18 protein-coding genes and 1 tRNA gene are annotated in these 20,956 nt (G+C 38.2%); 12 read left to right on the top strand and 7 right to left on the bottom strand.

The genetic code is table 11. From position 1 onward, the window contains the following. Positions 1-79: 79 nt before the first annotated feature. The 3 genes from ACESSZ_RS14180 to ACESSZ_RS14170 all read right to left on the bottom strand — a co-directional run bounded on the left by ACESSZ_RS14180 (position 80) and on the right by ACESSZ_RS14170 (position 1,382). Positions 80-376: a hypothetical protein gene (locus tag ACESSZ_RS14180; protein ID WP_117547522.1), complete on the bottom strand. Its 297-nt coding sequence runs from the start codon at positions 374-376 to the stop codon at positions 80-82. Positions 377-503: 127 nt separating this feature from the next. After that, a tRNA-Gly gene (locus tag ACESSZ_RS14175) sits at positions 504-577 on the bottom strand. Between the two features lie 127 nt (positions 578-704). After that, entirely contained in the window at positions 705-1,382 is a 678-nt protein-coding gene (locus tag ACESSZ_RS14170; RefSeq protein ID WP_008687990.1) for a TIGR00266 family protein, read from the bottom strand. A 111-nt stretch (positions 1,383-1,493) separates the two neighbouring features. On the opposite strand from ACESSZ_RS14170, the gene ACESSZ_RS14165 reads away from it, so the two are divergent. From ACESSZ_RS14165 to pheT, 8 genes are all read left to right on the top strand, one after another. Further along, positions 1,494-2,462, top strand: coding sequence for a Gfo/Idh/MocA family protein (locus ACESSZ_RS14165; protein WP_008687991.1), 969 nt, complete (start codon positions 1,494-1,496; stop codon positions 2,460-2,462). A 64-nt stretch (positions 2,463-2,526) separates the two neighbouring features. Further along, a complete protein-coding gene (locus ACESSZ_RS14160; protein WP_008687992.1) occupies positions 2,527-3,792 on the top strand; it encodes an O-acetylhomoserine aminocarboxypropyltransferase/cysteine synthase family protein in 1,266 nt (421 codons plus the stop codon). Between the two features lie 11 nt (positions 3,793-3,803). Then, positions 3,804-4,724, top strand: coding sequence for a homoserine O-succinyltransferase (locus ACESSZ_RS14155; RefSeq protein WP_008687993.1), 921 nt, complete (start codon positions 3,804-3,806; stop codon positions 4,722-4,724). Positions 4,725-4,788: 64 nt separating this feature from the next. After that, positions 4,789-5,907: an aldo/keto reductase gene (locus tag ACESSZ_RS14150; RefSeq protein ID WP_008687995.1), complete on the top strand. Its 1,119-nt coding sequence runs from the start codon at positions 4,789-4,791 to the stop codon at positions 5,905-5,907. Between the two features lie 181 nt (positions 5,908-6,088). Then, positions 6,089-6,331 carry a FeoA family protein gene (locus ACESSZ_RS14145; RefSeq protein WP_008687996.1) on the top strand — a complete coding sequence of 81 codons (243 nt, stop codon included), beginning with the start codon at positions 6,089-6,091 and terminating at the stop codon, positions 6,329-6,331. After that, on the top strand, positions 6,321-8,441 hold the full coding sequence (feoB, locus tag ACESSZ_RS14140; protein ID WP_008687998.1) for a ferrous iron transport protein B: 2,121 nt from the start codon (positions 6,321-6,323) through the stop codon (positions 8,439-8,441). The genes ACESSZ_RS14145 and feoB overlap by 11 nt, the downstream gene beginning before the upstream one ends. A gap of 275 nt (positions 8,442-8,716) precedes the next feature. After that, positions 8,717-9,760 carry a phenylalanine--tRNA ligase subunit alpha gene (pheS, locus tag ACESSZ_RS14135; protein WP_008687999.1) on the top strand — a complete coding sequence of 348 codons (1,044 nt, stop codon included), beginning with the start codon at positions 8,717-8,719 and terminating at the stop codon, positions 9,758-9,760. A 12-nt stretch (positions 9,761-9,772) separates the two neighbouring features. Next, positions 9,773-12,178 (top strand): phenylalanine--tRNA ligase subunit beta, encoded by a 2,406-nt coding sequence (pheT, locus tag ACESSZ_RS14130; protein ID WP_008688002.1) that lies wholly within the window; start codon positions 9,773-9,775, stop codon positions 12,176-12,178. Positions 12,179-12,573: 395 nt separating this feature from the next. Here the strand turns inward: pheT and ACESSZ_RS14125 are convergent, their stop codons facing one another. The 4 genes from ACESSZ_RS14125 to def form a co-directional block, all read right to left on the bottom strand. Then, positions 12,574-13,461: a DUF1835 domain-containing protein gene (locus tag ACESSZ_RS14125; RefSeq protein WP_207901014.1), complete on the bottom strand. Its 888-nt coding sequence runs from the start codon at positions 13,459-13,461 to the stop codon at positions 12,574-12,576. 44 nt (positions 13,462-13,505) lie between these two features. Further along, positions 13,506-14,372 carry a metallophosphoesterase gene (locus ACESSZ_RS14120; RefSeq protein ID WP_331866701.1) on the bottom strand — a complete coding sequence of 289 codons (867 nt, stop codon included), beginning with the start codon at positions 14,370-14,372 and terminating at the stop codon, positions 13,506-13,508. Positions 14,373-14,450: 78 nt separating this feature from the next. Further along, positions 14,451-16,292 carry a ribonuclease J1 gene (gene rnjA / locus ACESSZ_RS14115; RefSeq protein WP_008688007.1) on the bottom strand — a complete coding sequence of 614 codons (1,842 nt, stop codon included), beginning with the start codon at positions 16,290-16,292 and terminating at the stop codon, positions 14,451-14,453. A 141-nt stretch (positions 16,293-16,433) separates the two neighbouring features. Further along, complete coding sequence (gene def, locus ACESSZ_RS14110; protein ID WP_008688008.1) at positions 16,434-16,991, bottom strand: peptide deformylase; 558 nt, start codon at positions 16,989-16,991, stop codon at positions 16,434-16,436. Between the two features lie 135 nt (positions 16,992-17,126). On the opposite strand from def, the gene ACESSZ_RS14105 reads away from it, so the two are divergent. From ACESSZ_RS14105 to ACESSZ_RS14090, 4 genes are all read left to right on the top strand, one after another. Continuing rightward, the gene (locus ACESSZ_RS14105) at positions 17,127-18,395 is read left to right on the top strand and encodes an FtsW/RodA/SpoVE family cell cycle protein (protein WP_499842862.1); all 1,269 of its coding nucleotides are present in this window, start codon (positions 17,127-17,129) and stop codon (positions 18,393-18,395) included. A 25-nt stretch (positions 18,396-18,420) separates the two neighbouring features. Continuing rightward, entirely contained in the window at positions 18,421-19,017 is a 597-nt protein-coding gene (gene rsmD, locus ACESSZ_RS14100) for a 16S rRNA (guanine(966)-N(2))-methyltransferase RsmD (protein WP_318250316.1), read from the top strand. 188 nt (positions 19,018-19,205) lie between these two features. Continuing rightward, positions 19,206-19,697, top strand: coding sequence for a pantetheine-phosphate adenylyltransferase (gene coaD, locus ACESSZ_RS14095; protein ID WP_008688011.1), 492 nt, complete (start codon positions 19,206-19,208; stop codon positions 19,695-19,697). 233 nt (positions 19,698-19,930) lie between these two features. Beyond that, complete coding sequence (locus ACESSZ_RS14090; RefSeq protein WP_008688017.1) at positions 19,931-20,812, top strand: hypothetical protein; 882 nt, start codon at positions 19,931-19,933, stop codon at positions 20,810-20,812. The last annotated feature ends 144 nt before the right edge of the window (positions 20,813-20,956 follow it).

Genomic DNA, 20,956 nt, shown 5'->3' with positions numbered 1-20,956 from the left:
TTTCAGAACAAAGCATAGAAAAAAGAGGTGTAACCTCATAGACTTGTCAATTCAGTCTATTTCGTTACAGCCTCTTTTCTCATGCAATGATTTGAATCTTTACATCATAGGTATGTGAAGATTGTTTGATATGTAGGATATAGTTGCCGGTTTTATCTGTGTTGACTTGGGACATGTCCATTTCTACTTTTTTGGGATTGGTGATGCCTTTTACATAATAAGTTGCTTTCTTTGGCAAGACTTCACCTTTATGAAAGGTAAAAACTTTTTGGCGGGCAGCCAAAGCTTTCCCATTGGCACCTACACCAATCATATAGATTAGTAACAATAGGACAACACCAACGCCTATATAAAACCAAGTCTGTTTTCTTTTCATCTTTATCACCATGCCTATTGTATCGCAAATAAGGGTAAAATACTATGATGAAATCGATGAAGCAAAAGAAATATGATGAAAGTAGAAAATAAAAACGATGATAGGAATCATCGCTTATCGTTCTTAATGGAGCGGGTGATGAGAATCGAACTCACGTAGTCAGCTTGGAAGGCTGAAGTTCTACCATTGAACTACACCCGCATCTTGATTGCGTTAATAATATACAATATTTTTGTGAATTTGACAATACCTTTTTGTAAAAAAGAACCATCTATATTCGCAAAAGAAAAAGCCATCAGGATAGATGGCTTTGAAAGGAAGCATTGTTTTATTGATGTGGTACAATATCGATGATACGATCAGCTAAGACTGAGAATGGCATGGTTTGTAACCATACTTTGCCCGGACCTTTACAGGTTGCCAAGAAGAAACCTTCACCACTTAAAAACTTATTTTTTAAACCTTTTACTGTTGTGATATCAAAATCTACATGCTCTTCAAACATCGCGATATAGCCTTGATCGATCTTTAACAGCTGTCCTGGTTGTAACTCTTTCTCCACAATATCGCCATCAATTTCTAAGAAGGCGGTTCCCGGTCCTATCAGTTTTTGTAGGATAAAACCTTCTCCGCCAAAGAAACCGGCTCCTAAACGTTTACGGAAGAATGGTTGCAAGGTGACACTGTCTTCCGCAGCTAGAAAGGCTGTTTTCTGAATGATGATGCATTCTCCATCACATAAGGTAATGGGTAAGATCTTACCGGGGAAACTAGAGCCAAAGGCAATTTCACTATTATCGTTGCCGGCAGTATAGGTTGTTAAGAAAATGGATTCACCAGCCATAGCTCGGCCTAATCCTTTTAGTAAACCACCACGTGTATTCGCATACATTTCAAATCCATCATCCATCCAGCACATGCCACCGGATTCGGTAAATACTTTTTCATCTTTTTGTAAATGACAAACAACAACCGGTAATTGCCCGCCTTTGATTTCATATTCCATTTTAAAAGCCTCCTTTTTTTTCATTATAACAAAGAATCAAACATATGAAAATGACTTCTTTACGAGTTGTATCTCCTTGCGTTACAATAAAGGAAAAGGAAGGTAACGTCTATGAAAAATATCGGTATCATGGGATTAGGAAAGATTTCACATCGTGTTGCAAAGGGGATTGCCTATGCACACAATGCACAGCTATATGCGGTAGCATCGCGAAATATCGCACACGCTCAAGATTTTCAAAAACAACATCCTTGCCCCAAAGCCTATGGGAGCTATGAGGAATTGCTGCATGATCCTCAGGTAGATATGGTGTATATCTGTACCCCTAATTATTTGCATTATACACATATCATGGCATGCTTACAGCATCATAAGCATGTAGTATGTGAAAAACCATTTGTTGCTAATCATGAGCAAGTAGTGGAGTGTTTTACCTTTGCGAAAAAACAAGGATGTTTTTTAATGGAGGCAGAAAAAACGATTTTTACTCCTTTAAATCAGACCATTCAACAAATGATACAGGATGGAGCAATCGGGCAATTGCGCTATATTGAGGCAAGTTATGGTTATGATCTTGGTAAGGAAAATATGCCGGATGATTTTTGGGGCTATCGTCAAGAGGATGGGGGCTGTAGTTATGATGTCGGTGTATACCCATTGGTTTATGCAAACTTTTTTGCCAATAGCAGGCTTGTATCCTGCAAAGATATGGTCCATCTTACGCAAAAAGGGTATGATGATTTTATGCAATGCTTATTACAATATGAAAATGGCATCATGGCTAGTATTCGCAGCTGTTGGAATATGACAGTTGAAAATAAGGGGTTTTTATATGGAGATAACGGCTATATCGTTTGTGAGAATTTTTGGAAGAACACCGAGGCACTTCTTGTGAAAGAGGATGGGCAAGAGAAGATTCAAGTTTGTATGGAGAGTGATTTTACACCGGAAATCGAACATGCTGTAGATTGCATGGAACAAGGACTATTGGAAAGTCCGCTAATGTCACAGGCAGCCAGTATGGAGGTCATGCGGGTATTGGATCAGATCAAAGGAAGAACCTGTGTAGGAGTGAAATAAAAATAGATTGAATAATGAAAGAAATGATAGTAAAATTAAACATATGAAAATTGGAGGAGCGTTTATGAAAATAGAAACAAAATGCTTACATGCAGGGTATGAACCAAAGAATGGGGAACCACGTGTATTGCCCATTTATCAAAGTACGACATATAAATATGATTCAACTGATTTTGTAGGACAATTATTTGATCTAACAGCAGAAGGGCATATGTATTCACGTATTTCCAATCCTACTGTAGATGCAGTAGAAAAAAAGATTGCCGCATTGGAAGGCGGTATCGGTGCACTATGTACAACAAGTGGACAGAGTGCTTCTTTCATAGCTTTGATGAATTTGTTGGAAAGCGGAGATCATGTGATTTCTTCTTCAACGATTTATGGCGGAACGGTGAATTTATTTGCCATTACTTTGAAGAAGTTTGGCATTGAAGTTACCTTTGTTGACCCGGATGCACAGCCAGCCGAAATTGAAGCTGCTTTTCGTCCGAATACCAAGGCCGTTTTTGGTGAGATCATGGCGAATCCGGCCATGAATGTGTTGGACATTGAAAAGTTTGCCAAACTAGCACATGCCCATGATGTACCTTTATTAATTGATAATACATTTGCTACACCGATTTTGTGCCGTCCATTTGCATGGGGTGCCGATATCGTAATCCATTCAACGACAAAATATATGGATGGACATGCCTTGCAGGTAGGCGGTGTGATCGTAGATAGTGGGAACTTTCCTTGGGATAATGGAAAATTTCCTGGCTTAAGCACACCGGATGAATCTTATCATGGTATTGTTTATACCGAAAGCTTTGGTAAGGCTGCTTATATTACCAAAGCACGCGTACAGCTGATGCGTGATTTAGGTTGCTATCCAGCTGCCCATTCTGCTTTCCTATTAAACCTAGGCTTAGAAACACTGGCTTTGCGCATGGAGCGTCATTGTGCAAATGCCCAGAAAGTGGCTGCATATTTAGAAAGTCAGGAAGCTGTTGAATTTGTAAACTATCCAGGCTTAAAAAGTTCTAAATACTATACTTTGGCACAGAAATATCTGCCAAATGGCTGTTGTGGAGTTATTTCCTTTTCCATTAAAGGGGGAAGGGAGCGCGCCGCTGCCTTTATCGATCATTTACAACTCGCTTCTTTGGAAGTCCATGTAGCCGATATTCGTACCTGTGTCTTGCATCCGGCAAGCTCAACACATCGTCAGTTAAGTGATGAACAGTTGGTAAATTGCGGTATTACCCCAGGCTTGATACGTTTATCATGCGGTATTGAAAATGTGGAAGATATCTTAGATGATCTGAAACAAGCCTTTGCGCAAATTTAGGGTGATTTGGTATGCCAATTAATATACTAAATGGATTGCCTGCTAAGGAGATTTTGGAAAGTGAAAAAATCTTTGCCTTAGAAGAGGATGTTGCCCGAAAACAAGATATTCGTCCATTGCGCATTGCTATTTTAAATCTGATGCCGAAAAAGATTGAAACAGAAACGCAGATCTTGCGTTTGATCAGTAAATCACCTTTACAGGTAGATATTGACTTTATGAAGGTCAGCAACCATGTTTCTAAGAATACCAGTGCCGATCATTTATTGAAATTTTATGATGATTTTTCCATGTTGAAGGAGAACCATTACGATGGTCTTATTATTACCGGAGCACCGGTAGAACATTTAGAATATGAAGATGTGGATTATTGGCAAGAGCTTTGTACGATCATGGAATGGAGCAAATCCCATGTTTATTCCACCGTGCATATCTGTTGGGGTGCGCAGGCAGGCTTATATTATCATTATGGGATCCAAAAGCATTTACTTCCACATAAAGTATTTGGTATCTTCCCGCAGCTCTTGTGTGATGAATATAACTTTTTGACCAATGGCTTTGATGAGGTACATATGACACCGCATTCTCGCCATACAGCGATTGATGAAGAAGCTTTAGCAGAGGTCAAGGAACTGGAAGTTTTATCACGCTCTAATACAACAGGCTCTAATATTATTGCTACACGTGATTTTCGCCGTATCTTCATTATGGGGCATTTAGAATATGGAAAGGATACCTTAGCACAGGAGTATTTCCGTGATCTGAACCAGGGCAAAGAAATTCAGATTCCATATAATTATTTTCCTGAAGATGATCCTAGCAAAGAGCCGCTTTTTAAATGGCGTGCCCATGCCAATTTGCTTTATCGCAACTGGCTGAATTATGTATACCAAATGACACCATTTGACCTAAAGGAATTGACAACAGGATGAAATAGTCCTGTTTTCTTTTAAAATTTCATAGTATAATGATAAAAAAAGTAGGAGGTATTTTCACATGGAATATAGAGAGATGAAACATGGATATACACCATCTTTATTAGGATTTGGCTGTATGCGTTTTCCAACGAACAAGGATGGCAGCATTGATGAGAAACAAGCAACGAAAATGTTGGATACAGCCATTGCCCATGGAGTGACGTATATTGATACGGCTTTTCCTTACCATCATGGTGATAGTGAACCTTTTGTGGGCAGGGTGCTGAAAAAATATCCACGTGATAGTTTTTACCTGACAACCAAACTTCCTTTATGGGATCTTACTTCTTTAGATGATGCAAAGGTAATGTTTGAGAAACAGCTTGCGCGTTTAGATGTAGACTATGTTGATTTTTATTTGTTACATGCCTTAGACAAAGCAAAATGGGAAAAGGCAAAACAATTAGGTATTGTGAGCTATTGTGAGGAATTAAAGCAAGCAGGAAAGATTCGCAATTTTGGTTTTTCTTTTCATGATAGTTATGAGGTCTTTGAAGAAATTCTAACTTATCGTGCTTGGGATTTTTGTCAGATTCAATATAATTATGTAGATACAGATGTACAGGCCGGAGATCGTGGCTATGCTTTAGCTGAGCAGCTAGGGATTCCAATGGTCATTATGGAACCAATCAAGGGTGGTTCATTATCTTATTTGCCAGAAGATATCGCTGCCGAAATGAAGGCATACGCTCCAGAAAAAAGCATTTCTTCTTGGGCATTGCGTTGGGTTGCCAGCAAACCAAATGTGAAGGTTGTCTTAAGTGGCATGTCTAGCATGGAACAGGTCTTGGATAATCTTTCCACCTTCGAGCAATTCACACCATTGCAAGAGGAAGAACGTCAGTTGGTTGAAAGAGCAGCGAAGAAGATCAAAGAGCGTACCCGCAATGGCTGTACCGGATGTAGTTATTGTATGCCTTGCCCTTTCGGTGTAGATATTCCTAAAAATTTCAAATTGTGGAATGAGTATGCTAAATATGCCTTTGCACAAAAAACCAAAGATGCGTATACTAGTATGAAGGAAGAAGAAAAAGCTAGTCATTGTCAACAATGTGGAAAGTGTGAAACGCTATGTCCGCAAGCCTTAACTATTCGTAAGGATCTAAAATGTTTAGATGAGGAATTAACTAATTTATAAACCGATAAGATATTTGCAAACATCTCTTGCAGATATCTTTTTTATTATATACGAATTCTCTATGTTTTTGTCTTAAGTTATACAACCTAGCTGCATTTGTACATATCTTATTCTATGTCTAGGTATTTGCCATCAGCTATTTTTACCAGGTTCAATATACTAACATAGGAGGTGTTTAAGGATGACATTACAGGAGGTGCCTTTGCTTACACAGGTGGAAATCATAGCATTACATCATGAGGCACATATGAAACGCCGGCTGATGGATCTGGGCTTTGTTGTGGGTAATATCGTAGAACCTATTCTTTCCTCACCCTCCAAAGGTATGCGGGCATATATTGTAAAAGGTGGTAAGATTGCTTTGCGTGCGAGCGATGAAAAGAACATCGAAGTTCGCGAAAAGGGGGAGTTTCGTGCTGTTTGAGAAATTAATGCAGATGAATGAGGAAATTAATGAATTATATGAAAAAGAAACAAAGGGCTATACAATTGCCTTGTTGGGAAATCCAAATGTCGGAAAAAGTACAGTGTTTAATGGTTTGACAGGCATGAAACAGCATACGGGGAATTGGCCTGGTAAAACTGTTGAACTGGCTAGTGGCACTTTTACACATCATGATCGCATTCATGAAATGATCGATCTTCCTGGCACTTATTCACTTTTAGCACATTCTAGTGAGGAAGAGGTAGCACGCAATTTCGTTTGTTTTGAGAAATGTGATGTCTGTCTGGTCGTTTGTGATGCGACGATGTTAGAACGCAATATGAATTTAGTCTTACAAACCATGGAAATTACGAATCGTGTTGTAGTAATTGTTAATTTGATGGATGAAGCCGAAAAGAAACACATCCATCTGGATCTTGATAAATTAGCTAACTTATTACAGGTTGAAGTCGTTGGCATGAGTGCTCGTAATGGAAAAGGATTTCGCAGCTTAAAGGAAGCCATTGAAAAAACAGCTCAAAAACCACTGCGTGAGTGGTGTGTACTGTCTTATGATGCACAATTGCAACAGGCAATCGAAAGACTGGCACAGACTATTCATGCGCCTGGATGGAATCATCATTTTCTGGCATTAAAATTACTTGATCCGCAAGTAGAGGACGAAAAATTTTATGCCGTCTTGACGAATAAAGAGGAAGTTCAGACTATGGTCAGACAGGAACAGGAACATCTAAAAAGAAGTGGCTGCTATGAACAATTTGAGGATATCATAGTGAATGCCTTACAAAAAAAAGCGAAGATGATCTGTGATCAGTGTGTCAAGATTGAGGATGGATCCTATTTAGAAAAGGATATGCGTATGGATCGTATCGTTACGCATAAGGTGTGGGGCTTTTTGTGTATGATCGTGTTATTGGCATTGATTTTTTGGATCACAATTGCCGGTGCCAATGTTCCAAGTGCTTATCTAAGTGCCTTCTTTGTTCAATTGGAAGCATGGCTACATCAGGCTTGTGAGCAGCTGCATGTGGCAAAACTGCTAGAAGGTTTATTCGTGGATGGTATGGTAAAGACAGCAGGATGGGTCATTGCCGTCATGTTGCCACCTATGGCTATTTTCTTTCCCTTATTCACCTTATTAGAAGACTTTGGCTATCTTCCGCGTATTGCCTTTAATCTGGATGGCTTTTTTCAAAAGGCTTGTACGTGTGGAAAACAGGCATTGACTATGGCAATGGGCTTTGGGTGTAATGCAGTTGGGGTTAGCGGTGCTCGCATCATTGATAGCCCTAGAGAGCGTTTGATTGCTATTTTGACGAATGTCTTTGTGCCGTGCAATGGACGTTTTCCTACGCTTATCAGTATTATCACCATGTTTTTTGCCGGTATGTTTGCAGCACCGTGGAATGGTTTATTTGCTACGCTCCTGCTGACTCTTGTCATCTTGTTTGGTATCTTTTTGACTTTTTTGGTATCAAAAGTCTTATCGAAAACCTTATTAAAGGGTATACCTTCTAGTTTTTCTCTGGAACTACCGCCATATCGCCGCCCACAGTTTGGTAAGGTCATCCTTCGTTCTATCTTTGATCGTACTTTATTTGTTTTGGGAAGGGCCATCAGTGTGGCGTTACCAGCCGGCATCATCATTTGGTTGTTCGCCAACGTGGAGGTGCAGGGAATTACGATCTTAGCATATGTCTCCGGTTTTCTAGATCCATTTGCGAAACTGATGGGATTGGATGGGGTAATTCTATTAGCGTTCTTATTAGGATTTCCAGCAAATGAGATTGTCGTACCTATTATGATCATGGCTTATATGGCAAGTGGTTCTATGAATGATCTAAGTAATCTGACCTTACTTAAGAGTTTATTTGTTGATCATGGTTGGACATGGATCACTGCCATTTGTACGCTGCTGTTCTCCCTTGTGCATTTTCCATGTGCTACCACATTATTGACTATTCATAAAGAAACGCAAAGCTGGAAATGGACATGGCTGGCATTTCTGATTCCTACAATATTAGGAATCCTGTTGTGTATGAGTGTGAATGCTGTTGCACATCTGATTCTTCTGATTTTCCCCTTGTAATTTCAGCATAAGTTCTTTATAATAATAAAGAATACGTTGATGAGGACTAGTAGTAAAATGCCTTCACCCAGAGAGAAAAGACACCAGCTGAAAGTCTTTTTGTGAAAAGCCTTTATGAATTCACCTAGGAGTGGGAGTAATGATCCCCCGTATCACACAGCGGTTATCTGTGTATTGTAAGTAAGTGTGTCGCAAGATGAAACAGGATGGTACCGCCCATACGCATGGGTTCCTGTAGCTTGCGGCTTTTTTTATAAGCAGAAAGGAATGAAAGTATGGAAAAGCTTACAAGTATCAAAGAAGAAGGCCTTGCTAAGATTGCAGCCTGTGAAAGTTTGCATGATCTGCAAGAATTACGTGTATTGTATCTTGGTAAAAAAGGTCCGATTCAGGAAGTTATGAAATCAATGAAAGATCTTCCTAAGGAAGAACGCCCTGCCTTTGGCCAACAGGTCAATGAGGTCAAAACAATGTTTGCGGATGCGATAGAAGAACGCAAGCAGGTGTTGGAAATCAAAGAAATGGAAGAAAAGATTGAAAAGGAAAAAATTGATATCACTTTAGATGGTCAAAAGCCGAACCTGGGCAATTTACATCCTTTGATGCTCATCCAGCAGGAAATTGAAGATTTGTTTATTGGTTTAGGCTATACGGTAGCTGAAGGTCCGGAAGTAGAAGAAGACTTCTATAACTTTGAACGTGCCAATATACCAAAGGATCACCCTGCCAGAGATATGCAGGATACCTTCTACATCAATGAAGAAGAATTGCTACGTACCCACACGACTGCCGTACAAATGCGCCAATTGGAATACTATGCAAAACAAAATTGCCATCTGCCAATCAAGGTCATCTGCCCAGGTAAGGTCTATCGCCGTGATGATGATGATGCAACGCATTCTCATCAGTTTATGCAGTGTGAAGGTTTGGTTGTCGCAGAAGGCATCACCTTATCTGATTTAAAGGGAACCTTGGAATTCTTAGCACAGAAAATGTTCGGTGAAAGCCGTACGATTCGTTTCCGTCCAAGCTATTTCCAGTTTACAGAACCTAGCGTGGAAGTTGATGTTAGTTGTCATGTATGTGGAGGCAAGGGCTGCCCGGTTTGTAAAGGAACCGGTTGGATTGAAATCTTAGGTGCCGGCATGGTGCATCCAAATGTGCTACGTATGGCTGGGTATGATCCTGAGAAATGCAGCGGTTTTGCGTTTGGTGTCGGTATTGAACGTGTAGCTATGCTGAAATATGGCATTACGGATATACGTAATTTCTATACAAATGATCTTCGCTTCTTGAAGACATTTAATCGTTTCGAGTAGGAGGATGTTGGCATGATAATAAGTAAAAAATGGTTAGGACAGTACATGGATCTGTCCGATATTACGATAGAAGAAATGGCCGAACGCATTACCGATGCTGGCTTGGAAGTTGAAGGCGTTGCGCATATGTCAAGTGGCAGTAAATTGGTGATTGGTAAGGTATTGAGCTGTGAAGCACATCCAGATAGTGACCATTTGCATGTTTGTCAGGTGGATCTAGGGGATACAAGTGAGCAAATTGTTTGTGGGGCACCAAATGTTGCCGCTGGACAAAAGGTCATCGTTGCTCGTGTTGGGGCAAAGTTACCTGATGGTGAAATCAAAGCCGGTATGATTCGCGGACAAGCCTCTAATGGCATGATCTGTTCTTTATTGGAGCTTGGTGTTGATGCACATATGCTGAGTGAAGAAAGTAAAAACGGAATTGAGGTCTTGGATGAAGATGCACCTGTTGGCAATGAAGATCCATTAGGATATCTAGGCTTGGATGATGCCATTTTGGATGTTGGATTAACACCAAATCGTAACGATTGTATGGCTGCTTGGTCTATGGCTTTGGAAACCGGGGCTATCTTACATAAAGAAGTGACATTGCCCTATGAAGAAGGCAGTGCTAATATAGGAACACCTACGAAATTAAAAGTTTCCAGTGAAACAGAAAAATGTCCATTATTCTTAGGGAAGGTTATCAATCATGTGACTATCAAACCTTCACCAAAATGGATGAAAGAGCTGTTAATGGCAGCCGGTATGAAATCGATCAATAACGTGGTAGATATTTCCAATATCGTCATGTTAGAAACTGGACAGCCTTTGCATTTCTATGATATCAATGCGATTCCGGCTCAGGAAATCACGGTAAAAGATCATCAAGCATGCACATATACCGCGTTAGATGGTGTTGATTATGCTTTAACTGATGATGATATCGTAATTACCACCGAAGGAAAACCAATTGGTATTGCTGGTATTATGGGCGGTGATGATTCTAAGATTGAAGATACAACAAGTGGAATTATCATTGAAGCAGCCATCTTCCATCATGTGGCAATCCGTAATACGGCACGCCGTTTGAATCTGAATACCGATGCCAGTGTGCGTTACCAAAAAGGCATTGAACCGATGGCAACCTTCAAGGCAATGGATCGAGCAGTTGCTTTATTACGTGAATATGCAGATGCGGATGGTATTGAAGAAACTGTTCAGTATGGGGATAATCACTATACACCGGTTGCCTTTGATGTGAATCTGGACAGCATCAACAAACTGCTAGGTACAACCTTTGCCGAAGCAGAAGTTATGCAAGTATTAGAGGATTTGCACTTTGCTCCTAGCAAACAAGGGGAAAACATTCATGTCTGCATTCCTAGCTATCGTACCGATATCAGTATGGAAGCAGATATTGCAGAAGAAATCATTCGTATTTTAGGGTATGATCGTTTGCCTAGTACTTTGCCATATATGCCAGCAACTTTAGGGGCTTTAGATAATCGTCAAAGAATGCGTAGAAGAGTACGCGATATTTTAAGTAATCTTGGTTATAATGAGGCTGTCAGCTATTCTTTGGTAAGTAAAAAACATATCGAAGATGCTATCCTTCCATGCAGTCAGGATATCGTAGAAATGGCATCACCAATGAGTGAAGATCGCCGTTATGTACGAAACAGCTTACTGCCATCCTTGTTGGGATGTATTGCTTATAATCAGGCAAGAAATCAGCATGATGTAGCATTGTTTGAAATCAGTAATGTGTATGGCAATCATCATGTAGAAGAACGCTTAGCTGTTGCGGCAAGTGGTGCTTTGCAGAAAAACCGTTGGCAGAAATTCAGTGTGGATGTTGATTTCTACACGTTAAAAGGATTGGCTGAAAGCATGCTGGAAGCATTAGGCTTTAGTAATAATCGTATTCGTGTTCAAGAAAATAAATTAGATACGAAACATTTCCACCCATATCGCAGTGCAGAGTTATATTTGGGTAAAGAATTACTGGGTATTTTTGGAGAAATTCATCCGGCAATGGCAAAAGAATATGCGATTGATGATGTGTATGGCATGGAATTAAATCTTGAAGTGCTGTTAAACAATAAAGCAAGTAAGGTTAAATTTATCGAAGTCAGCAAATATCCTAGTGTATCACGCGATTTGGCATTGGTTGTTAAAGAAGATGTAAAGGTTGCGGATATCTTAAACAGCATTCGTAAAAATGGTAAATTGGGTAAAGAAAACATCATTCAAAACGTAGAAGTCTTTGATGTTTATACCGGTGAACATGTAGAAGAAGGACATAAATCAATAGCATTGTCCATCAACTTCCAGTCAAATGAGCGTACCTTAAAGGATAAGGAAATCAATGAAATCTTTGATAAAATCCTGGAAACTTTGAAACATGATGTTGATGCCCAATTACGCGCATAGACAAAAAAGTATTAGAATCAAAGCGTAGATACAGTAAAAAGATCAGGCAAAACACTGCCTGATTTTTTCTTTTTGTATGTATGTTTCACTGTAAATGAATTCATAGTATGTAAGAGGATTAGTAAATGCATGGAAAAGGAATTAGTATCATTATAAATCATTTTTTTCGATTCTCAGCAATTGCAATCTTCTCCTTATTGCATGAAATAGGGATGCTTTAATATATTTGTGCAGGCGCTGGCTTTACGATAAACTATGCCAGCTAGACATCCTTCTGTGATATGATTCTTATAGTAACTTCCATAAATTTATGATTTCGTACTATTTTATGTATGTTTCATAATTATCTGTTGAATTTAGCGTAAACAAAAGACTAGTACATAGCTGAAATATGCTTACATCAGATAGTCGCTAAGGAGAAGTTTATCATAATAAGGTTTATCTTCAGCTTTTTCAATGCATTTCAATAGTTTTTTTTGTAGGAGAAATTGAATGCGTGCATGTAAAAAAGTATCATGAATTCCAACAGCTTCTTTGCTAAGAAGCTTTCCTATTACAAAGGCTTCAACAACCGGTTTATGAAATTTAGCAAAAGTTTTTATGATGAGGAAATCATAAAAAGTAAGTGGAACAGTAAGTAAGTTATTATTGATGATGGCACGTAAACTACCATTTTCCTCTTGCAATGTATGCCAGCATTGTGCATAATACTGAATCAGCGATGGGGGAGCAACTTGTTGAAGGGGAAGGTAAGAGAAGAAGGCTTCTGGGGCAACTTCACTCCAAAGATGGTTCACATTAACATGATCTCCATCATGATATTCCCAATCAGGTAGTTTCAGAAGATATACAGTATTTGAAAACTGCCATTGCTGTAATAGATGACAAAACCAATAAAATCCACAAATATCATCCGGTGTTTGGCTGTACCAGATACGGATTGTTTCTTTTTCTTGTAAGCGTTTCTTTAACATCGTCATTTGCTGCTTGGTTTGTTCTATGCAATCCTTAGCCATTTGTGTTCCACTAGGAAGATCTTTTGGTAAATCATGATAAAGCTGCTGCAGTATATCTTGACGTTGGGAAAAGAACAGCTCTTCAGAAATCTTTCCAACACTTAACATAAGGGAAAAACAAAACACATTTTCCCCTACATATGCTTGAAAAGAAGGTGGGATTTCTGTTGGCAAGGTGGTTTGTGAAGAAGATTGCTGATTGTGCAAAAGGGCATGAGCCATTTTTAAACCGCCACCGGCACTTTCTGTAAATGTGATTTCAATCATGAAAGAACCTCCTTTTAGAAGTGATGTTTGTAAAAAGGTGCATGTTAATTTTCATGCACCAAACGAAAGATCAAAATTTGTGGTCTGGCAAACAAACGCATATCCATATTAACAGTCCCCAAACCATTGGAAACATAGAGCTTAGTTTCATTGATGCTATATTTACCATGTGAATATGTATCAGCACCTTCACTTTTCTGTAAAGCTCCTATCAATGGCAAATAAATTTGACCACCGAGAGAATGACCACTGAGGATGATATCTAAATACTTTGTGTTAATTTCATTATTATTAATGATATCAGGACAATGCGTTACCATAATATTAAATTCATCAGAACTAATGTTATCAAAAGGCTTGGATACATTTGGGTTGCCATTGATCATGGAATCTAAGCCAATGAGTGTAATGCTATCTTTACTGCCGTTGCGAATTTGCAATTTCTTATTGGTGATAATTTCAAAATCACTGTTATAAAGAATAGTAGTGACTTTTTGCTTGGCTTCTTTGCTTACTAGATCTTCATCTCCTAATACAGCAAATTTACCTAATGGAGCTTTAATATTTTGTAACAGGGAAGTAATTTCACGCACGGTTTGTGAATCGGGTTTTTGTTCTTCAAAGGAAGTAAAGACATCGCCGCCAAAGATAACAATGTCAGCCCCTGCGGTTTCTAAGGTTTCCATCATGGTAGAAAGTCTTTCTTTTTTCATAAACCCATGATATTTGATATCGCTTATAAAAGCGATTTTAATATCATTCATTGAAGTGGGGACTTTTGTACTACTGATTGTTTCATTTACAAGCTTCACATGATCTACAGAATAGTAGATAGAATAAAAGAAAACACCTGCAATTAGAAGGGCAAAAAGTAATAATACAGAAACAATTTTTACTAGTTTTTTCACCATGCTGTTTACACCTCATATTCTCATTTATTTTACCATAAAGAAGAGGATAAGAAAATAAAAACCGAAGGTTTCCTTCGGTTAAGATGGTTCATGTGTTGTTGGTTTTCGTGGCGTTTTTCGTTGATTGACGCGTGTGGCTCTAGCTTGTGCCATGGCTGCCATAGCCGCTTTTGAATTAATGATAACAGGAATAACGATAGGATTACGATGTGTCTTATTGTATAAGAACGGTTCCAAAGTAGAACGCACGCAATTCTTTAAATCAGAAAAGGTTGTACGCTGTTTCATTTTTTCCTTCAATGCATCGTATACAATCATTTCTGCTTCTTTCAATAAGCCCTGACTATCTTTAATAAAGACAAATCCACGAGATACAATAACAGGTTTGCATAACACTTTATTTTCTTTTGAATCAATCGCTATGATAGCTGCAACTAATCCATTATCCGCCAAAATCTTACGATCTTTTAAAACGGCAGTAGATACACCGCTGATATCATTACCATCAACATAAATATCATCAGCCGCAATACGGAAGCTGCTTTCGTATACATGGTGATTACGCAAAATCAATACATCCCCATTTGCACAAGTAAAGATATTTTCTTCAGGAATACCAGTCTCCATAGCTGTTTCTTTGTGCTGTTTCAACATTTTATATTCCCCATGGACAGGCATGAAGTATTTCGGCTTAATCAACTGCAGCATCAATTTCTGCTCTTCCTGTGAGGCATGGCCGGTCGTATGCAAATTACCTAAAATTGATTTTGTCAGGACATTTGCCCCGGCTTTAAATAATTTGTTAACAACCTGATTGACACTAGCTCCGTTACCAGGTATCGGAGAAGAAGAGAAAATTACGGTATCACCAGGAATCAGTTTGATGAAACGATGTGTTCCATTCGCAATACGAGACAATGCCGCAAGTGGTTCTCCTTGGCTGCCGGTACATACGATACATGTCTTTGATGCTGGTGTATGAGAAAGCTGTTCCGGTTTTAAGAAGTGTTCTTCACCAACCTTGATCTTACCCATTTTACGTCCAATGGTTACAACATTCTCCATGCTACGTCCAAAGATAATGACCTTACGTCCACAAGCAACAGCCGCTTCTAAGATTTGCGAAACGCGATAGACATTACTAGCAAAGGTTGCTACAATTAAACGTCCATCCGTTTTTTTCATGGTATCTAAAATTTCTGCTGCCACTTTCTTTTCAGAAATGGAAAAATCCGCTACACCAGAGTTGGTAGAATCACTCATTAATAAGTCTACGCCAATCTGTCCCATATAAGCCATGACCTGATAATCAGCATTGCTGCCAACCGGTGTCAAGTCAAATTTAAAGTCACCAGTTTCAACGATACGCCCATTTGGCGTATTAATCAAAATACCCAAAGAATCAGGTATCGAATGTGTCGTGTTGAAGAAACCACATGTGAAATGTTGCATCTTGACCGAACTACGATCATTGATTTCTACGATTTTAACGCCTCTTAGCATTTTACGTTCTTCTAATTTTTTATTGATTAACGCTACCGCAAAAGCCGGTGCGTAAATAGCTTCGATATCAACACTTTTTAAAAGGAAGGGAATTCCTCCAATATGATCCTCATGACCATGCGTGATAATTAATATTTTACGTTTACGATTATTCTTCACCAGATAGTTATAATCTGGAATGACATAATCGACACCGAGAAGATCGTCCTCAGGAAAACGAACACCAGAGTCAATGATTAAGATTTCATTCTCGTGTTCAAAGCAGTACATATTTTTTCCGACTTCGCCTAATCCGCCCATTGCATAAATTAGCGTATCGCCTCGTTCGGTATTTATTTTATTATAACTGTCTTTATTCGTTGTATCCTGACTGATTCTCGGTGCACGATTTTTATTTGTTGTATGATGATTTATCATAATAACTCCTTTCTTACTATATTTGATATGCACCCTATATCTTTTTCTATTATAACATAAATCAGCGAAAATAATCAGCTTCTGTATCTTTTTTTCATTTAACTACCTGTTTTGGGCATAAAAAATGCTCTTAATGAGCATTTATTCAATAACCTTAGCGTCTGGAATTTCCTGCCAAGGATTCGTAACATTGATATGATCATAAAACAAAGTACCATTGAAATGATCCATTTCATGTTGTAATACAATGGCGAGATAACCGCTAGCTGAAATTACGATTTCTTCATTACGTAATAAATCAAAGCCTTTGACCTTAATGCGGGCAGCTCGAGGAACGATGCCTTCATGTTCTTCTTCTACAGATAAACAGCCTTCACCGTTTTTCAGATATGCTTTTTGAATTGATTCAGAAATAATCTTAGGATTTGCTAAAGCAAATTCATAATCTTCTTCTTCATCTTTAGGAACAACAACAGCAAGCATTTTTTTAGGAATTCCTAATTGAATCGCCGCTATGCCGACGGCTGGGCGTAGGTTCTGCTTTTCTGCCAGTTCACTGTCTTGTGAGTCACGAACATATTGCAACATGTCCATTAACAATTCTTTATCTTCTTCATGCATCGGAATTGGTACGGTGACGCTTTTTTCTCTAACGATAGGATCACTATCCTTAACGATGTTATCATAATTAAAGCTCATATACAGACTCCTTTTCTTTCGTTCTTTATTTTATACGCTTTTCTTTCAGAATGGAAGAGTTTTGCTAAATAAATATTAAAAAATGATATAGAATATGATATCATTAAGAGTACATGAAAGAAAGGAGAATGTCACTTGCGGATAAAAAATATAATTGTATCTTTAAAGATGCCAAAGAAATTTGATGTGGCGCTGCAGGCAGCTGTGTTGATCCTAATTGCTTTTGGTACTTTAATGATCATTTCAACGAATGCCGGAAAGGCCGGTGGCTTACTGGTTCTGGTGAAAGTTATCCTCAAACAGATGGCTTTTGTGGTATTCTCATATGTCTTAATGACTTTTTTTGCTAATAACTTTACGATGACAAGGGCAAAGAAGCTTTATCTTTATGCTGGTTTAATACTATTAGGCTTATTGGCATTTACTTTAGTATCAAAAGAAACGTTTGGTTCTAAAGCATGGATTCAAATTCCGATTCCTGGAATGGAGGTCACTTTGCAGCCTTCGGAATTTGCTAAAATCTTCATGGTGGTTATCATGGCTGTGTATGTAGAATTGGCAGGTCGCAAAAACTATGATTTTTGGACAATTGTGCGCATTCCAGTCATATTCTTTATTGTTTTCTTTGTGATAATTTTATTTCAGCGCGATTTAGGTACGATGTTGGTATTGACGATGATCACGATAATCTGCTTTTTAATACCTTCCCATCGCAGCTTAAGAAAAGCACAGCGTACGGTAAAACTGTTACTCATAGTTGGCACAGTATGTACATTGTTCCTTATGAGTGAAACCGGAAGTACGATGGTAGCAAAACTGCCTGTTTTTAAACATGTAAGTAGTCGTGTGGATATCGCCATCGATCCTTTCCAACATCCGCATGGTGTAGGGTATCAATTGATTAATGGCTTATATGGTTTCGCCAGAGGCGGTATCACAGGTGTAGATTTTGGTAGCTCTATTCAAAAATATGGATATCTTACACAGTCCGATAATGATTTCATCCTCTCTATCGTTGTAGAAGAATTAGGCGTGTTTGGATTAGGTATCGTAGTAATCGGCTACTTGCTTATTTTACAACGCTTATTCTATTATGCTTTTCATACGCAAAGTGAAGGCTATAAAATTATTTTGATTGGTACCGGCATGTATATTTTTGTACATTTTGTTTTGAATGTCGGTGGTGTCAGCGGATTGATACCGTTGACTGGTGTACCATTATTGTTTATATCCAGTGGCGGTAGTTCTTTGATGTCTATCATGAGTGCCATAGGAATATCTCAGGGGGTCATCTCACGCATTCGACGTCAGGGCAGTGTGAAAGTAGGCGTAGATAAAAAAAGAGCCCCAAGGGGTAGGGACTCTTTAAGAAAGGGAAGAGGAGAAACAAAGATTGGGGGGTAGCAACCATTTACTTGGTTGCACTAGTATGATGCCCATCCAATTTTGGTTTATACATAAGGAGTTGAAAAAAATGCGAATAGTTGCAGGAAAATTTCGTTCTCGTGTTATAGAGGCAGTAGATGGGGATGCGACACGGCCTACTTTAGATAAAGTAAAAGAGGCAGTATTCTCAAGAATTGGACCATATTTTGATGGTGGTGAGATGCTGGATTTGTTTGGTGGTAGTGGAAATATGTCTTTGGAAGCTATCAGTCGTGGCATATCCCATTCCATCCTTTGTGATATTCATGGCAAGGCGATTGCGACTATACGTCGGAATATTAAAACATTAGGCATTCAGCAAAATTGTGAAATATGGAAGATGGATTACAAGAAAGCTCTAGCAGCTGCTAGTGAACAAGGAAGAAAATTTGATCTTGTTTATCTAGATCCACCTTATCAAAAACAACAGATTGATTGGATCTTAACTTACTTGGAGGAACATGATCTGCTTTCTTCAGGAGCTGATGTTGTTTGCGAAAGTCTTAAAGAGGATTCCTTTAAAGAGTATTATGGAACATTAGAGCAGGTAAAAGATGCCACCTATGGCATTACGCGTATTACATATTATAAGAAGAGGTAAGGGTGAAAACTTGATAAAAATGGGGAACTTAAAAATACGGCAAAGGTACTTATTTAAATTAAGCAAATAAGAAATACCATTTACTTCCACATGCTCTATAGTGTTCTTTCCTAAAAACTATAAAACAACTAGTGGTAAGTGTGTTTAGAAAATTTGTGCCCGCATGTAGCGAAAGAATGGAGGCCATTATGAAAAAAGCCATTTTTCCCGGCAGCTTTGATCCAATCACCAATGGACATCTGGATATTATCACCAGAGCTAGCCATTTGTTTGATGAAGTTATTGTTGTCATATTAGAGAATTCAGAAAAACGTTCTGCGTTCACTTTAGAAGAGCGCCTACAGTTTATGAAAGCAGCCTGTGCGAAATTAGCGAACGTACGCATTGATCACGATACCTGTTTGACGGTAGAATATGCAAGAAAACATGGAGCTTCTGCCATCATTCGCGGTGTTCGCAGTGTGAAGGATTATGAGTACGAACGCGATATTGCTAGTATCAATCAGCATATGGCTGAAGATATTGAAACAATCCTTTTATTTGCTTCTCCTTCACAATCTTTTGTATCTAGTACCATCATTCGGGAAATGGTACGCTATGGTCAAGATATTTCCGCATTTGTGAATGATGAAGTAAGGAAGGCATGTGTACAACGTTTAAAAGATGAAGAAGGTAAATAGAAAAGGGAAGAAATCCAACACGCTTAGGATTGATCATAGCAGTGTTGGATTCTTTTATTTCATATATTCATCAACATCGTATGATTATATAAAAAGATGGTCTTGTTGAGACTTGATAAAGGAGAAATCAAATATGCGATACGTAATAAGTAAGAAATACGTAAGAAGAAAGCATGGTAACGATTCATAAAAAATGGTATACTAAATAGGAAGTCAACAGAAAGGATGAGTGTATGAGCACACACTTTAAACCGCCTGGAAAAGAGGCAATGAAAAGTAAAACCATTACCTCAATCTGTATGCTGGCAATTATCATCAGCTTGTATGCGACTTGTTATATGTTGTTTTTTAGAACAGTTGATGTTGATTTAACAAAGGACATTTCTATTGTATATGATGGAGAAAGTGGTTCTGCCAGTGTTAAGGTTTTTAATAGTATTACGGATTACAATCAACGGAAACAAGAATTTATGGATTCCGTTGCGTATAAGGTTTCACCTAAGAAGAATTTGCAAAATGGCGATACGCTTTTGATAAGCAGCACCTATGATGAAGATTTGGCGGATCAATACCATATTCATCCCATTCATACGATACGAAAGATAACAGTAGAAAATTTACCGGAACGTTTAAGCAGTGTCGATGAATTGCAACCAGCTTTTTTGAAAGAAATCAATCAAAGAGGAACCAGTTATTTAAAAAAGAATATGGAACAGATTTTAAATGAAGATTTCACTGATTTCTACATTAATTCGAAACCAGAACTACAAGAGCAAAAATTAATGTATCGTATTTTTATGGATGCAAACAAGAAAAGTAATAAAGACCGAATCTTAGATATTTATGCCATAACGGCAAAAGGTCAGGTCAATGTTTCCGCAAAAGGTGAAAAGCTAGAAGAGAAGGAAAGTACGATTTATTATATGATTACATATAATGAAATTAATACCTCTTTCATGTTACGTGAGGAAAATATCTATGGTGAAAAACTGATTTATAGTGGTACAAAAGATTTAACAAATCAAAAAGTGTTTGAAAAAGTCATTCAGAATAAATATGGGAAACAATTCCATATAACATTTTTAGATTTACCTGTGTATACCGATGACAAATAACAATGACCATGGATAGCTTCTTATATGGAATGGCATGATACGAAGCGTAATAAAAAAAGGATTCATTGGGTTTGTCAAGAAAAGTGTGTAAGTAAAATTGATTAAGACATCTATTTAAGATATTTTTCAATACGAGATGTAAAA

The organism is Eubacterium sp. 3_1_31 (assembly GCF_964249515.1).
Classification (GTDB): domain Bacteria; phylum Bacillota_I; class Bacilli_A; order Erysipelotrichales; family Erysipelotrichaceae; genus Longicatena; species Longicatena caecimuris.
This window is presented reverse-complemented; position numbering and strand designations above follow the sequence as displayed.